The 13,284-nt window shown below is 45.5% G+C and carries 11 protein-coding genes and 1 tRNA gene; 6 read left to right on the top strand and 6 right to left on the bottom strand.

Going from position 1 to position 13,284, the window contains the following annotated elements; all coding sequences use genetic code 11:
• Positions 1–5: 5 nt before the first annotated feature.
• Genes LEP1GSC058_RS05450 through LEP1GSC058_RS05440 form a run of 3 tightly spaced genes read right to left on the bottom strand, consistent with a single transcriptional unit; the run spans position 6 to position 2,746 of the window.
• On the bottom strand, positions 6–863 hold the full coding sequence (locus tag LEP1GSC058_RS05450) for a DUF2797 domain-containing protein (RefSeq protein ID WP_039948046.1): 858 nt from the start codon (positions 861–863) through the stop codon (positions 6–8).
• A complete protein-coding gene (locus LEP1GSC058_RS05445; RefSeq protein ID WP_016548727.1) occupies positions 860–1,447 on the bottom strand; it encodes an LIC_11883 family protein in 588 nt (195 codons plus the stop codon). The genes LEP1GSC058_RS05450 and LEP1GSC058_RS05445 overlap by 4 nt, the downstream gene beginning before the upstream one ends.
• 36 nt (positions 1,448–1,483) lie before the next feature.
• Positions 1,484–2,746 (bottom strand): exo-beta-N-acetylmuramidase NamZ family protein, encoded by a 1,263-nt coding sequence (locus LEP1GSC058_RS05440; RefSeq protein WP_016548614.1) that lies wholly within the window; start codon positions 2,744–2,746, stop codon positions 1,484–1,486.
• 66 nt (positions 2,747–2,812) lie between these two features.
• On the opposite strand from LEP1GSC058_RS05440, the gene LEP1GSC058_RS05435 reads away from it, so the two are divergent.
• Positions 2,813–4,051 carry a lipoprotein LipL46 gene (locus LEP1GSC058_RS05435; protein ID WP_016548318.1) on the top strand — a complete coding sequence of 413 codons (1,239 nt, stop codon included), beginning with the start codon at positions 2,813–2,815 and terminating at the stop codon, positions 4,049–4,051.
• A gap of 359 nt (positions 4,052–4,410) precedes the next feature.
• On the opposite strand, the gene LEP1GSC058_RS05430 is transcribed toward LEP1GSC058_RS05435, so the two are convergent.
• Positions 4,411–5,259, bottom strand: coding sequence for a flagellin N-terminal helical domain-containing protein (locus LEP1GSC058_RS05430; protein ID WP_010410442.1), 849 nt, complete (start codon positions 5,257–5,259; stop codon positions 4,411–4,413).
• Between the two features lie 373 nt (positions 5,260–5,632).
• Positions 5,633–6,478 carry a flagellin N-terminal helical domain-containing protein gene (locus LEP1GSC058_RS05425; protein WP_010410445.1) on the bottom strand — a complete coding sequence of 282 codons (846 nt, stop codon included), beginning with the start codon at positions 6,476–6,478 and terminating at the stop codon, positions 5,633–5,635.
• A gap of 1,019 nt (positions 6,479–7,497) precedes the next feature.
• Between LEP1GSC058_RS05425 and pdhA the strand changes: the two genes are divergently transcribed.
• Genes pdhA through LEP1GSC058_RS05395 form a run of 5 tightly spaced genes read left to right on the top strand, consistent with a single transcriptional unit; the run spans position 7,498 to position 12,811 of the window.
• On the top strand, positions 7,498–8,478 hold the full coding sequence (gene pdhA / locus LEP1GSC058_RS05415; protein ID WP_039948045.1) for a pyruvate dehydrogenase (acetyl-transferring) E1 component subunit alpha: 981 nt from the start codon (positions 7,498–7,500) through the stop codon (positions 8,476–8,478).
• Positions 8,478–9,452, top strand: a complete 975-nt coding sequence (locus LEP1GSC058_RS05410) for a pyruvate dehydrogenase complex E1 component subunit beta (RefSeq protein WP_016548383.1) — start codon at positions 8,478–8,480, stop codon at positions 9,450–9,452. The genes pdhA and LEP1GSC058_RS05410 overlap by 1 nt, the downstream gene beginning before the upstream one ends.
• 52 nt (positions 9,453–9,504) lie before the next feature.
• On the top strand, positions 9,505–10,806 hold the full coding sequence (locus LEP1GSC058_RS05405; protein WP_039948044.1) for a pyruvate dehydrogenase complex dihydrolipoamide acetyltransferase: 1,302 nt from the start codon (positions 9,505–9,507) through the stop codon (positions 10,804–10,806).
• 30 nt (positions 10,807–10,836) lie between these two features.
• A complete protein-coding gene (fliG, locus tag LEP1GSC058_RS05400) occupies positions 10,837–11,853 on the top strand; it encodes a flagellar motor switch protein FliG (protein WP_016548666.1) in 1,017 nt (338 codons plus the stop codon).
• 10 nt (positions 11,854–11,863) lie between these two features.
• Positions 11,864–12,811 (top strand): alpha/beta fold hydrolase, encoded by a 948-nt coding sequence (locus tag LEP1GSC058_RS05395; protein ID WP_016548313.1) that lies wholly within the window; start codon positions 11,864–11,866, stop codon positions 12,809–12,811.
• A gap of 267 nt (positions 12,812–13,078) precedes the next feature.
• Here LEP1GSC058_RS05395 and LEP1GSC058_RS05390 read toward each other — a convergent pair.
• Positions 13,079–13,152: transfer RNA gene (locus LEP1GSC058_RS05390), tRNA-Asp, on the bottom strand.
• Positions 13,153–13,284 lie beyond the last annotated feature (132 nt).

Here is a 13,284-nt window from a genome sequence, read left to right as displayed (position 1 = left end):
GTCGATTAGGATTCGACGGATAGATTAACTTCGTAGCCGGCATAGGCGCGCAGGTTGATCACCTCCGATTCGAACAGTAAATACTGCCCCTTAATTCCCAATAAGTCGGATTTTATCGTCTGTTCCTTTTCAGGCTGAAACGCTTTGGCCTTGGTCGGATACTTCAAAATAGGATAGCGGATCGTCGTACTTGACTTCGGAGAAAGAACTTCATAATATACTCCGAGATCCCAGGATTCCAATTGAGACAAAAGTTCTTTCCTTTTTTCGGATAAATCTTCCTGAACGGAATCGGTGCTCACCATCACTTGCCATTTTGTTTTATCGTCGATTATGGAGGAAAATTTCTTTTCTATAACTCCGGCATCCCGACGTGATTTCACTTCCAGAAGAGGAATCGCTTCTTGAGCTCCTTGGTCGACCCAGCGATTAGAAACAGGATTTTCTTTCGTAATTCCTATTTTTAACCCGCTCGTATTCGCCAAATAAACCGTATGCTTCTGAAAGCAATACTCCTCTCCCCAATCAGGTTCTCTGCAAGTTCCCAAGTGAAAGTGGCATGTCTCCGGTCTTAAAATGCAAAGATCATTTTGAGCTAAAGTTTGGAAGCAGGAATAACAACTTCCTTGATTGAAGCTTTTTTTAGTATTCTTACCGCAATGAACGCATCTAATTTGGCCGGTAAATTGCAAAGTAACTTCCTTACCAAGCAAGTCTGCTATACGAAATTGCGGCTTGGGAAAATCCGGAATTTGCTTCCCGGATTCGGAGCCGGGATACGTCGCAACCGTCCAAAAATATTCCACCGGATCCAAACCTTCATGGTCAAGCATCCGAAGGTAGCCTGTGGATAAAAGGCTCATTGGAAAAAATATTCTCTCCCGCTTAAAGGACGAAGCAGATCGTCCACCTTCACTTCAAGGATAGTGTTCAATTCGTTTCCTTTCCAGTCAAAAACCACGATCATGTCTCCGCTCGCGTAGTGACTGAGTTTTCCATCCGCCAGATAAAATAATTTCAAATCGCCTGAAGTGGATTGATTGCGTGGAATGAGTAATGACCCTTTTCCTGCAAGAGTCGAACCTTCGTACCACATTCCAGTGATTGGAATCGGCGCATAGTTCGACGTTAAACCCGCAGAAGGTAGAGAACGATCCGCCTTAGATTGAGTTTCTCCGTTTAACCTAGCGGTTTCTAAGAAAGCACAATCGAAATTATCGGCTAATTTCGGAAAGTCCTGTTGACAAGGAGATCGGAAGACTTCCCGCTCGATCGAATAGGAGACGCCTTTTCTTACGCTTTGGGCAATCTTAGCAAATGCATAGAACTTCAATCGTCCCAGCACCTGTTTCAAAGAATATTCCTTCCACTGCCCGACCGGTTGAGCGTTTAGCTGAAAGCAGAATAGAATCGTCGCTGCAAGTATCGTTTTCTTAATTTTGCCCATCTTTCTATCTGTTTGTCGGTTGATCTTAAAAAACAATTAGTACAGTCGATATTTTCGAACAATTCGATTGGCGGAATCTTCCGCCTCGGAATAAGAGCGTTTAAATTCCTCATAGCTCGTATTGGAATCTATCGATTGACGAAAACGTTCCGTCCCCCATAGGAAATCGATATTGTAAGTGCTATCCGGATATTGTCTCCATCTAAAGTCTTTATAGTGTTTCTTTAGGGTTGTGACGAGAATGTACGCCATTTGGATCGGATCGTAATTCCTATTCACAACTGTGAGTCGCAACCCTCTACAAATCTCCCCCTTGAACGGGCCGAAAATAGGTTTGAAAAATACGCTTTGGTAGTAGTAATCGCCCTTACTCGAATCGTTCAGTTCGTTGACGATAGCATCCGGTTCGGACATCCATGGCGCGCCGAAATATACGAACGGCGCCTGAGTTCCTCTACCTACGGATACATTGACTCCTTCCAGTAACACCAACCCTAAATAATTACGGGCGGAATCCAGCATCGGCAAATTAGGGGAAGGAGTGGTCCAGGCAATTCCTTCCTTTTCCCAATCGAATCCTCTCTTTAGATTTTTGGGGGAAATAATTTCCAATTTAATCTTACCGGAAAGGTATTCACCGTTATAGAATGACGCGGCCTCGCCCATAGTCATTCCGGTAAAAAACAAAGAAGGAAACTCGCCCGCAAAGTTTAAGAATTTCTTTTGAATATTTTCGCCTTTAGCTCCCAAATATAGCGCGGGATTCGGATGATCTAAGAGAACGAATCGCGTCGTTTGAGGATCCGGCAGATTGTCCATCAATCTTTTTAGAACGCTTAGATACGTATAACATCTCATTCCCATATCGAGAACGTCGAAAACGATCGCATCCGCGCCTTTTAATATGGCGGGAATCTCCGAATTTTTCACTTTATATATGTGATAAATAGGCAGTTGAAAGGTTTCGTCCATTGTTACGGGAGATTTACTAAAATCTTCCTCCAACCCCAAAAAACCGTGCTCGAGGCCGATCAAATGTTTGATCTTAACTTTCTTTTCCTTAAATTCCCGAAGAATTCTCTCGGGATATCTGCCGATTCCGGAAGGATTAGTGACTAAGATTACCGTTTTACCGGAAAGAGAAGGAAGAACCTCTTCGTAAAAAGCGACTTCGGCTGGAATAATTTTCGAATTTGAAATATGGCGACGGGGAGAAGCCTCAGTGCAGGAGTCGTGAGAAATTGTCAGAAAAAAAATGACGGATATTAGGATTTTTTTGTTTCTTTCTTTTAACCGCATGTAAGAACCCTTATTTGTTCAGTAAATAGACAGAATTCAATTCTTCAAGGAGAAAAAGGAAGCGATATGGCCAAGTTGCCCATCCTGCGGATTTCCGCCCTCACCCTCGTCCTCGCCTTTGCGTTCGCCTGTGCCACCGGAAGTGCCTCCGGTCGTAAGAAAAAGGAATACTACGAAAAGAACGGAGACCAAATTACCGTAATTGGAGAAGCTCCCATCTATAACGGAGACAAAGCGAATGCAAAACAACGCGCTCTTAAAGACGCGAAGATCAATGCGGTTCGCAAAGTCGTCGGAGAGCAGATCACGAATAAAAGTCAGGCTTCCGACGGAGAAAGTTTAGGATCGAGTCTACTTTCTAAAACCGATGCTTTCGTAAAATCATACGATATCGTTGATGAAGCGGAAGGAAAAATCGACACTCAACCGATCTTAAAATTAACCGTTAGGTGTACTGTCGAAGAAAGTAAAATTTCAACGGCCGTCGATTCTCTGTTAGCCGACGTAGGAAATCCGCGAGTCATCATCGTAATTCCTTCGACGGTAGCAGGACAAGCTGTTCCACCTTTGACGCCGAATAATATTGCCGAAGCTGAGATCGCTAAAAACCTGAAGAAAGCAGGGAACAAAGTAGTCGATGCCGCGACCGCTGCAAAAACTGTAAACAAGTCGCAAGTCGATCCAACTAACGTGGATGCAGGTTCTCCGATTGTCGCTCAGGCTCAAGCCTCAGGCGCCGAAGTCATGATCATCGGAAATGTAGAAACGGAAGACCAGCCCGTCTTAACTAGTATCGGCGGAAAATCCTTGGATCGTCCTCTATACAACACGGCAGCTACGGGGGCTTATAAAGTAATTCTCCTTTGGGGCGACGGTAAAATCGTCGATTCCGGAACTGGAGACGGCCGGGCAGCGGATATTACTCAAAAAGTTTCCCGCGAGAAAGCGATCGCTCAGTGGGCGGAAAGTGTCGCTAAAAAAGTAAATAAGCAGCTGAAAGAAGAATGGTTCAACCTGACCGAAAATAATACGATCATCTTGAAATTCACCGGATTGAATGCGGATGAATCTACTAAGTTCAAGGATGACCTGACTGAATTTACCGCAGCAAAGGATATCAACGTTCGGACTTCCGATTCAAATGGATCGGAATGGGAAGTTACCTACCCCGGTAAGGACGCCCTATTTGTGGATGAGTTAGTTTATAAGAAAGATCGTGGATTTACCTTTCTTGCCACAAAAAACCTAACGGTAAAATCTGCAACTCGTGGAGTTGTAACATTAGAGTTCAAAGCTAATAAATAAGATTTCGGCAGAAACCGCTTTCTTAAATTTAAAAAAGGCACGTAATTTTACGTGCCTTTTTTATTTCACCGAGCATCGTCCGGCGTTCCCTAAAACGCTTCATTTTATAAATTTGTAAACCTTTGAGATATTTCTCGAAACGAAATACAATATTCAAGAATATAAGAATAATAAAGCATCAAAAAATCCGGCATATCGGATCGATTCCATCTAATCAATTCTCCAAAATCGAATAACGACGCGATTTCTCGGATGCCGATAAAAAAGTTCGTTAGCCTCTAAAGATTCTCGTTATTCTGACGAAAAAAAAACCACCGGAAGAGAAAATCTTCCGGTGGCATTTCCGGTTCCGAGGAAAACTACATTTGAAGAAGTTTCAGGACCGAATTCGGTTTCATGTTGGCTTGCGCTAGCATCGCCGTACCACTCTGCACGAGTATTTGTTTTGTAGTTAGCGCAACCATTTCCTCCGCCATATCGGCGTCCCGAATTCTAGACTCGGAAGCTTGCATATTTTCATAGGCCGCCATGAGTCCCTTTGCGGAATATTCAAGCCTATTAAAATAAGCTCCCATATCCGCCCTTTGTTTCATGATCTTCCCGAGCGCTGCGTCGGCAAAGCCGATCACATCATTGGACTTCGTAGGAGTAGAAACGGAAACAGGTTTCCCGTCCGCTCCCAGAAGCTTCAAAGCTCGAGAGGTCATTGTCCCAATGTAAAACCTCTCCCGTTGGTTCTGGTTCGGTCCCATATGAAACCACATAGAGGCTACTTTCGAACCTCTTGCGAACTGACCCTCGAAGAGTTTGAATCGATTGAATTCTGCTTGAGAAGCAATGCGATCCACTTCATCTACCAGGGCAGAAACTTCCACCTGGACCAACTGTCTGTCCTCGGGGCTATAGATTCCATTCGCGGTTTGGATGGCCAAAACCCGGATTCTTTGAATGATGTCCGAAGTCTGCTGAAGAAATCCTTCTGCAGTCTGTATGAAACTCATTCCATCTTCCGTATTTCTCTCCGCCTGCCTAAGACCGTTTACCTGGGTCCTAAGTTTTTCAGAGACAGCCAAACCGGAGGCATCGTCACCCGCCGAGTTGATCCTCATACCGGATGAAAGCGCCTTCATGGTTTTATCCACAGCTTGCTCGTTGAACTTGAGAGAGCGGTGAGCATTCACCGCACTCAGGTTGTGATTGATAATCATCCTACACTCCTTGTAGAGATTGCCGGAAGATCTCCCTATCTTCCGTCGGACAATGGTCTGTCCGGTGCTCCGGGATGGACCCGGTCGGACCACCCGACAGGCCATTTTCTCCCGAGGAGTTTGATTGATTATCTCTCGCTATAACGAGCTTAGGTTCCGAAAAACCCACGGCCCCTTTTCATAGGAATTTCTTCCTAGGAAGAGGAACCGGAGAAGGATTGGTGGAGTACAAAGATGAAGTCGGACCAACCCTATTCCTGTTTCTCTTCCCGCATCAAAGACGACGATAGCCGCTATTCGCGGCTTCCTAGTCGAGATGGAGAAAGATTCCCGGCGCGGGAGTATTCCTACTCCCGCTTCCGGAAAGTCCTAATTACCTAAGTAATTGAAGGACGGACTGGGGTCTGACGTTGGCTTGAGCTAACATTGCAGTACCTGATTGAACCAAGATTTGGTTTTTGGTGAATGCAACGGTTTCTTCCGCCATGTCTGTGTCTCTGATTCGCGACTCTGAAGCCTGGATGTTCTCGTAAGCAACCATCAAACCTTTCGAAGCGTGCTCGAGTCGGTTGAAGTATGCTCCAAGATTCGCTCTTTGCTTGTTGATTTTCATCAGAGCGTCATCCAAGAATCCGATAGCGTCGTTAGACTGTTCCGCAGTGGAAAGAGTGAGTAACGTACCATCGGCTTTGATCAGATTCAGGGCCTTCGCAGTCATCGTAGCGATATAGACTCTTTCCCTTTGGTGCTGGTTCGGACCGATGTGGAACCACATCGAAGCGCTTCTGGATCCGCGGGCAAAATCCCCTTGGAGTAGCGCCATTTTGTTGAACTCTGCTTGGGAAGCGATCCGATCGATTTCATCGATGAGCTGAGAAACTTCTACTTGGATCATTTGGCGATCTTCAGCGCCATAGATACCGTTGGAAGATTGAATGGCAAGAACCCGAACTCGTTGAATGATATCATTGGTTTCCTGCAGATATCCTTCAGTGGTTTGGATCAAGGACATTCCATCCTCGGTATTTCTCTCCGCTTGGCGAAGCCCTTTGACCTGAGTTCTCATTTTCTCCGAAACGGCTAGTCCGGATGCGTCGTCGCCGGCACGGTTAATCCGCATACCGGAAGACAATGCTTCCATATTTTTTGCCACTTCGTTGTTCTGAAATTTCAGGACGCGGTGGGAGTTAATCGCGGCTAAGTTGTGGTTAATGATCATGAGTTTCCTCCTTGAAACTGATCATGAGCCCGGCGTCCGTGCCGGGATCCTGTGCATTGGTTTGGTTTTGGTCTTTATGGTTCTATATCTTTTAATGAAGGAAGGTGATCTTGAAATTGCTTAAAAGAACAGGGTTTCCTTCAGATATATCTTCGGTGGGAAGTAGTTGCCGGATTAATTTGTATGATTTTGGCAATTTTTCTGATTTATTTGCCGATTTATAGCTGTTATTGCTATTTTTTGACGATTTTTGGAAGAGTGAATTTCTACTTTTTTCTAGAAAATTCCGCTTTTTGGGGCATATCTTATCATTCGATCCATTTGCGGATTTCCCTAAGCTTTTTTTTGATTTGTTTTTAAAATTCTCCGATTCCTATGTTCCCCGCAGATACACCGCTCCGGAAAAAGATAACTTTGCGAAATTCTTACGATATTCTCCCCCTATTTCAGAAAACAATTGATTCACCTGCAAAGATCCAAGAAATACCGGAACCCTTAAATCTGCCTTCCAACGATATTCGAAAAACGGCAGAAGTATCCCCGGTGTTCTATTGCCTATTTGCGAAATAAATTCCGACTTATCTTCGCTAAGAAACGCTATTTCCTCATCAGGATAACTAAAAGAAACTTACCGGTCCTTTTTGATTTCGTGACTTGCATGTTTCGGGCTAACAATGATTTTTTCGAACTGCATTTCGCCTAAATCCTATGAATATCGAAGTTTCCGCCTTCAAAAGGACCGATGTTCAATATTATTTTCTATAGATTAGAAAACAGAAGGCTTCAATTCGAATATCCATGCGGAGCGTTTCTCAAAAAGGAATCCGAAAGAAAATCAGGTGGAATTTTCAAATGCAGACTTGTAATAGCCGAAAAATTCAAACGAACTCACGACACTTTTACTCGGATCGTTCAGGAATTTTTTTGCAAACCGTAGGAAATCGGTTTGCTCTTCCCTCTTCCGCTTCCATAGTTTGAGATTGCAGTAGAGAAAGGAAACTTTTCGTCTAACCAAAACCATGAGCCAACCTAAAACTAAAAAAGATACCCAGGACCTCCACGAACTCTACCACCAAATGCTATTAATCCGCCGCTTCGAAGAAGCTGCCGCTAAAGCCTATAGCATGGGCAAGATTGGCGGCTTTTGCCATCTATATATAGGGCAAGAAGCGGTAGGAGTCGGGGCGATAGCAGCTCTAGAACAAAAAGATTATATTGTTTCAACGTATAGAGATCACGGCCATGCGCTCTCCAGAGGTTTAGATCCGAAATTATTAATGGCGGAACTATTCGGAAAAAGAACCGGGATTTCCAAAGGTAACGGCGGATCTATGCACTTCTTCGATAAGTCAAAAAACTTTATGGGGGGTCACGGTATTGTAGGCGGGCACATTTCACTTGCGGCCGGAATCGCATACGCTTCCAAATACCGCCAAGACGGTGCGGTTACGATATGTTTTTTCGGAGAAGGAGCCGCCAATATCGGGTCCTTCCATGAGGGGATGAACTTGGCTGCAATCTGGAAACTTCCGCTAGTCATGATCTGTGAAAACAATCATTATGCGATGGGAACTCCCGAATACCGAGCCTTATCCGTTAAGGATGTTTCCGTCAGGGCTGCCGCGTACGATATCGCCCGAGATCATATCGAAGGAGACGAGGTCCGAAAGGTTCGAGATCACGTTCGAGTCGCCATCGACCGAGCAAGACGTGGAGAAGGACCGACTCTCATGGAGATTTCGACGTACCGTTTTCGCGGGCATTCCATGTCCGATCCGGCTAAATATCGAACGAAAGAAGAGCTGGAGAAATACAAGCAAGGCGATCCTTTGATTAAAGCCGAGAAAGAATTACTCCAATGCGGTTGGTCTCAAGAAGAATTGGATAAACTCAGCGAATCCATTAATCAAACGGTCGAAGAAGCCGTTCTTTTTGGTGAAAAAAGCGAGGAACCTCCGCTGGGTTGGCTCTACAAGCACGTTTACGCGGAGAACGTTTAATGACTATTCTGACTTATAGAGAAGCCCTAAATCGAGCGATGACCGAGGAAATGGAAAAGGATCCGAACATTTTCCTAATGGGTGAAGAAGTCGGCCATTACGAAGGCGCGTATAAAGTTTCGCAAGGTATGCTCGCCAAGTTCGGCGAAAGAAGAGTCATCGATACTCCTATTTCCGAGAATGGATTCGCCGGAGTCGGCATCGGAGCCGCAATGGTTGGCCTAAGGCCGATTATAGAATTCATGACTTGGAACTTTTCGTTAGTCGCAATCGATCAAATTATCAACTCGGCAGCGAAAATGAATTATATGAGTGCCGGCCAATTTCCGATTCCGATAGTTTTTCGGGGAGCAGGAGGCGCCGGGGGAAGGCTGGCAGCACAACACTCGCAATCGTTCGAAAGCTGGTATGCACACATTCCAGGGCTGAAAGTGGTTGCTCCATACACGCCCGCCGATGCTTACGGCTTGCTCAAAACCTCCATTCTGGATAATAATCCGATTATTTTTATCGAAAGCGAAGTCTTATACGGCAGCAAAGGGGAAGTCCCTGACGGAGAATTCTCGATTCCATTAGGAAAAGCTGATATTAAGCGAGAAGGCACTCAAGTAACCGTTATCGGCTGGTCCAGAGCCATGATGTATATCCTCCCAGCCGCGGAAAAATTAGCGAAAGAAGGGATTTCGGTGGAGGTCCTGGACCTTCGCAGTATTCGTCCTTTAGACGAGGAAGCGATACTTAAATCAGTACGCAAAACGAACAAGGCGCTCGTCGTAGAGGAAGGCTGGAACGTCGCCGGATTCGGAGCGCAAATCGCGTATCTTATTCAGAAAGAAGCCTTCGATTATCTGGATGCACCGGTAGAAAGAATTACCCAAGAGGATGTCCCGATGCCCTACGCGGCAAATTTAGAGAAAGCGTCGCTCCCTAGCGAAGAAAAAATAATCTCCAAGATCAGAGATATGATTAAATGATTTTTAATATTATAATATTAGAATATACGGATATTTTAATAAGGACCGAATTATGGCAAAAATAGCGGAGATGACTCAACTCAGCCCCACCATGACGGAAGGGGTCCTTGTAAAATGGCTCAAAAAGAAAGGGGACGCTGTCGTGCCGGGCGAGGCAATTGCCGAGGTCGAGACTGATAAAGCGGTCATGGAAATGGAGGCTTTCGATGCCGGAGTTCTCCTGGAAATTATCGCAAACGAAGGAGCAAGATTACCGGTCGGTTCGCCGGTGGCGATTATCGGCAAGGCGGGAGAAGAGATCGGCTCACTTTTGGCGGTGGCAAAGTCCAGGACACCGGCCGGGGGTTCTCCGGCGCCGTCGGCCATAGAGTCGGCGCCGGCATCAGCACTACCGCCTCCCCCCCAAGCCCAACTGCCCCTAGAGAAAATCGAACCTGAAATCGAAGTTTCTAAACCGGTCCAACCGTCTCGCGGCTTGACGGTTGCGGCCCAAGAAGGACGAATTAAAGCCTCCCCTCTAGCTAGACAAATTGCAAAGGAAGCCGGCTTGGATCTAAGCAGAATAAATGGAACCGGCCCCGGGGGGAGAATCATAAAAAGAGACGTTGAAGCAAACCAAGTAGTTCAATCCGTAGGGTCATCTTTTGCAGGACCGATCCCTGCCGAAGAGAAACAGCCTATATCGGGAATGCGTAAAACGATCGCAACACGCTTGGTTCATTCCAAAACGCATCAGCCGCATTTCTATTTGGACATTGAATTGAATGCAGAACCTTTAGTGAACTTAAGAGAAACCTTGAATGCGGACTTGAAGGCAGGCGGCGAGGACATCAAACTGAGCTTAAACGACTTTATCATCAAAGCCACCGCTTTAGCTCTATTAAAAGTTCCGGAAGTGAACTCTTCTTGGCGAGAAGATCATATACTCCGTCACGGTAGGGTCGATATCGGTGTTGCAGTATCGATCGAAGGCGGCCTGATTACTCCGTATGTCAGGAATGCAGATCGCTGCTCCGTCCTCGAAATAGGCAGAAAAGTAAAAGAACTTGCCTCCCGCGCGAGAGAAAGAAAACTAAAACCCGAAGAGTATTCGGACGGAACTTTTACCGTTTCAAACTTAGGGATGTTCGGGATTAACCGTTTTGCGGCGGTAATCAATGAACCTGAAGCGGCCATTTTAGCGGTCGGGAATACGGTCGCAAAACCTGTCATCAAATCCGGAGCTATAGTACCGGGATTAACGCTTTCCGTTTGTCTTTCCTGCGATCATCGAGTGGTCGACGGTGCGGTCGGCGCTCACTGGTTGGAAGTTTTTCGTGATTTATTGGAGCATCCGTTACGCCTTCTCGTCTGATCGAATTCGGGCCTTTGGAGAACCAAAATATTGACGGAGAAAGAATCCACTTCCAGATCACAAAAAGTACGCAAAGCAGCGCTGCTATTGCTTTCTCTGGATAAAGAAGCCGCGGCTAAGGCGCTATCGCAACTGGAAGAAAACTTAATCGAAGAGATCGTCCAGGAAATGGCTAAAATTAGAACCGTTTCCAAAACGGAAAAAGAGGAAGCCCTACTCGATTTTCAAGACTCGATAAAAGAATTATCGGGTGAATCCCGAGGCGGTATCGACACAGCTAGAGAGTTGCTATACAAATCCATAGGGAAAGAAAAGTCCGAATCTATTCTCGGAAAGCTGGATAGAAAGGACACCGAAGAAGACTTTTCGTTTTTGAACGATGCGGAACCTCAAACCCTTGCACAGCTTCTAGTTCCCGAGAACCCGCAGACGATCGCGGTCACTTTGGCTTTTTTAAATCCGAAGAAGGCGGCCGATACTTTAAAATTTCTTCCTAAAGAATTGCAATCTAAAGTCGCGTTAAAATTAGCGAACACTACTAAAACCCATCCTGATGCGATCAGACAAATTGCTCGTGTATTGAAGAAAAAATACGAACACAGAGATAAATCGGAATTTAGCGAAGCAGGAGGCACGGAAGCCCTTGCGAGTATCCTGAATCACATGGATAAATCTTTGGAAGAAACTATACTTAAGGATTTAGAAGAACATTCTCCGGAGCTTGCTTCGCAAGTTCGCGAAAAACTTTATACGTTCGAAGATGTTCTTTTACTAAATTCGAAAGAAATGCGTCTCGTGATCAATCGACTTGGAGACGACGAAGTAATTGCAACCGCATTACGCGGTTCCGGTGACGAGATTCGGTCCCACTTTTTCGAAGCGATGTCTAAGAATCGTGCCAATGATATCTTAGAAAATATGGAATTACGCGGAAAAGTAACGTTAAAGGAAATTACCGACGCAAGAAATAGAATTCTAACCCTACTCCGGGACTTAGAAGAGATCGGGGAAATCATACTCAAGAAAGATACTGAAGATTTAATCTAAGTAGGTTACCATGTTAAAGCGAATCGTAAAATTTACAGTCGGGATCCTGGCGGCCATTTTCTTCGTTATTGCCGTTTACGTATCGGCGAATTGGGCGTCAGATAAACCTGTTAGTGAGTTGCAATCGAAGTGGGCTCCGCCCCCCTCAATGTTCATAGAAGTCATGGGAATGCAGGCCCATGTTCGAGACGAGGGTCCTCGTGATGATTCCAATCCGATCGTACTGATCCACGGCACCGCCTCCTCCCTTCATACCTGGGACGGATGGGTCCGAGAACTCAAATCGTCGCGTCGAGTCATCCGATTCGATCTACCCGGCTTCGGATTAACGGGACCGTCACCGGACAATCGATATTCTCTGGACCTATATTCTAAATTTGTAATTTCTATTCTGGATAAGCTGGAAGTAAAAAGATCCGTCATTGCCGGCAATTCCTTAGGCGGAAGTATAGCTTGGTATACTGCCCTACTTCATCCGACCCGTTTTGAAAAATTGATTTTAGTGGATTCCTCCGGATACAACTATCAATCAACGTCCGTACCTATAGCCTTCCGCATCGCAAAAATACCTATCTTACGAAATATTGCCAATAATGTGCTGCCGCGCAGTCTCATTGCGTCCAGCATAAAGAATACGTACGGAGATCCTGCGAAAGTTACGGAAGAACAAATCGATCGCTATTACGATCTCGCGTTGCGCGAAGGGAATCGGAAAGCACTGACCGAACGTTTTAAGCAGATGCCGATGGGAGAAATGGAACATCGAATTCACGAGTTGCATATCCCTACCTTGATTTTATGGGGAAAAGCGGATCGATTGATTCCTTCTTCTAACGCCGAACGCTTTCATAAGGACATCGCCGAAAGTAAATTGGTTATTTTTAACGAATTGGGTCATATTCCTCAGGAAGAAGATCCTCTGAATACTGTGAAAGCGGTTGAGGAATTTATCCGATGAATCGAACCACAGTTTAATTTGACTCCAAAGAAACCGGCAAATTTGCAAAGGTCATTTTGAATCGAATTTCTTAATTAGCGGGATTCCGGAGCTGACGGGACTCGCCGTTACGCAATCTGCATTCCTAGCAGATTAAGCTCCACGGCGTCTTTTATCGCGTGCTCGCCGTCCATGCCTCGCGACGTATTTGCTACGCTTCCTATGGGTCGCTGCAAATGCTCTCGCTCAAAAGCTTCGAGTCCGATTTTTTTGATTGATGGGAGATTCCGGAGCTGACGGGACTCGAACCCGCGACATCCTGCGTGACAGGCAGGCACTCTAACCAGCTGAGCTACAGCTCCTTGTTACGAAGAACATACTTTCCCGAGTCTCGCTCCGGTCAACCGGTTTATAGGAAAAAGGGATGAATTTTTAAGTCCCTTCCTCATTCTTCTCCAAAGGGTGGAAATTGCCCACTCGGTGCGGCAAAAAGA

Source organism: Leptospira fainei serovar Hurstbridge str. BUT 6 (assembly GCF_000306235.2).
GTDB lineage: Bacteria > Spirochaetota > Leptospiria > Leptospirales > Leptospiraceae > Leptospira_B > Leptospira_B fainei.
This window is presented reverse-complemented; position numbering and strand designations above follow the sequence as displayed.

What these genes read in the sequence shown, in the direction of transcription:
- LEP1GSC058_RS05450 (WP_039948046.1), bottom strand. Translation starts at nt 863, where the DNA reads ATGAGCCTTTTATCCACAGGCTACCTTCGGATGCTTGACCATGAAGGT.
- LEP1GSC058_RS05445 (WP_016548727.1), bottom strand. Translation starts at nt 1,447, where the DNA reads ATGGGCAAAATTAAGAAAACGATACTTGCAGCGACGATTCTATTCTGC.
- LEP1GSC058_RS05440 (WP_016548614.1), bottom strand. Translation starts at nt 2,746, where the DNA reads ATGCGGTTAAAAGAAAGAAACAAAAAAATCCTAATATCCGTCATTTTT.
- LEP1GSC058_RS05435 (WP_016548318.1), top strand. Translation starts at nt 2,813, where the DNA reads ATGGCCAAGTTGCCCATCCTGCGGATTTCCGCCCTCACCCTCGTCCTC.
- LEP1GSC058_RS05430 (WP_010410442.1), bottom strand. Translation starts at nt 5,259, where the DNA reads ATGATTATCAATCACAACCTGAGTGCGGTGAATGCTCACCGCTCTCTC.
- LEP1GSC058_RS05425 (WP_010410445.1), bottom strand. Translation starts at nt 6,478, where the DNA reads ATGATCATTAACCACAACTTAGCCGCGATTAACTCCCACCGCGTCCTG.
- pdhA (WP_039948045.1), top strand. Translation starts at nt 7,498, where the DNA reads ATGAGCCAACCTAAAACTAAAAAAGATACCCAGGACCTCCACGAACTC.
- LEP1GSC058_RS05410 (WP_016548383.1), top strand. Translation starts at nt 8,478, where the DNA reads ATGACTATTCTGACTTATAGAGAAGCCCTAAATCGAGCGATGACCGAG.
- LEP1GSC058_RS05405 (WP_039948044.1), top strand. Translation starts at nt 9,505, where the DNA reads ATGGCAAAAATAGCGGAGATGACTCAACTCAGCCCCACCATGACGGAA.
- LEP1GSC058_RS05395 (WP_016548313.1), top strand. Translation starts at nt 11,864, where the DNA reads ATGTTAAAGCGAATCGTAAAATTTACAGTCGGGATCCTGGCGGCCATT.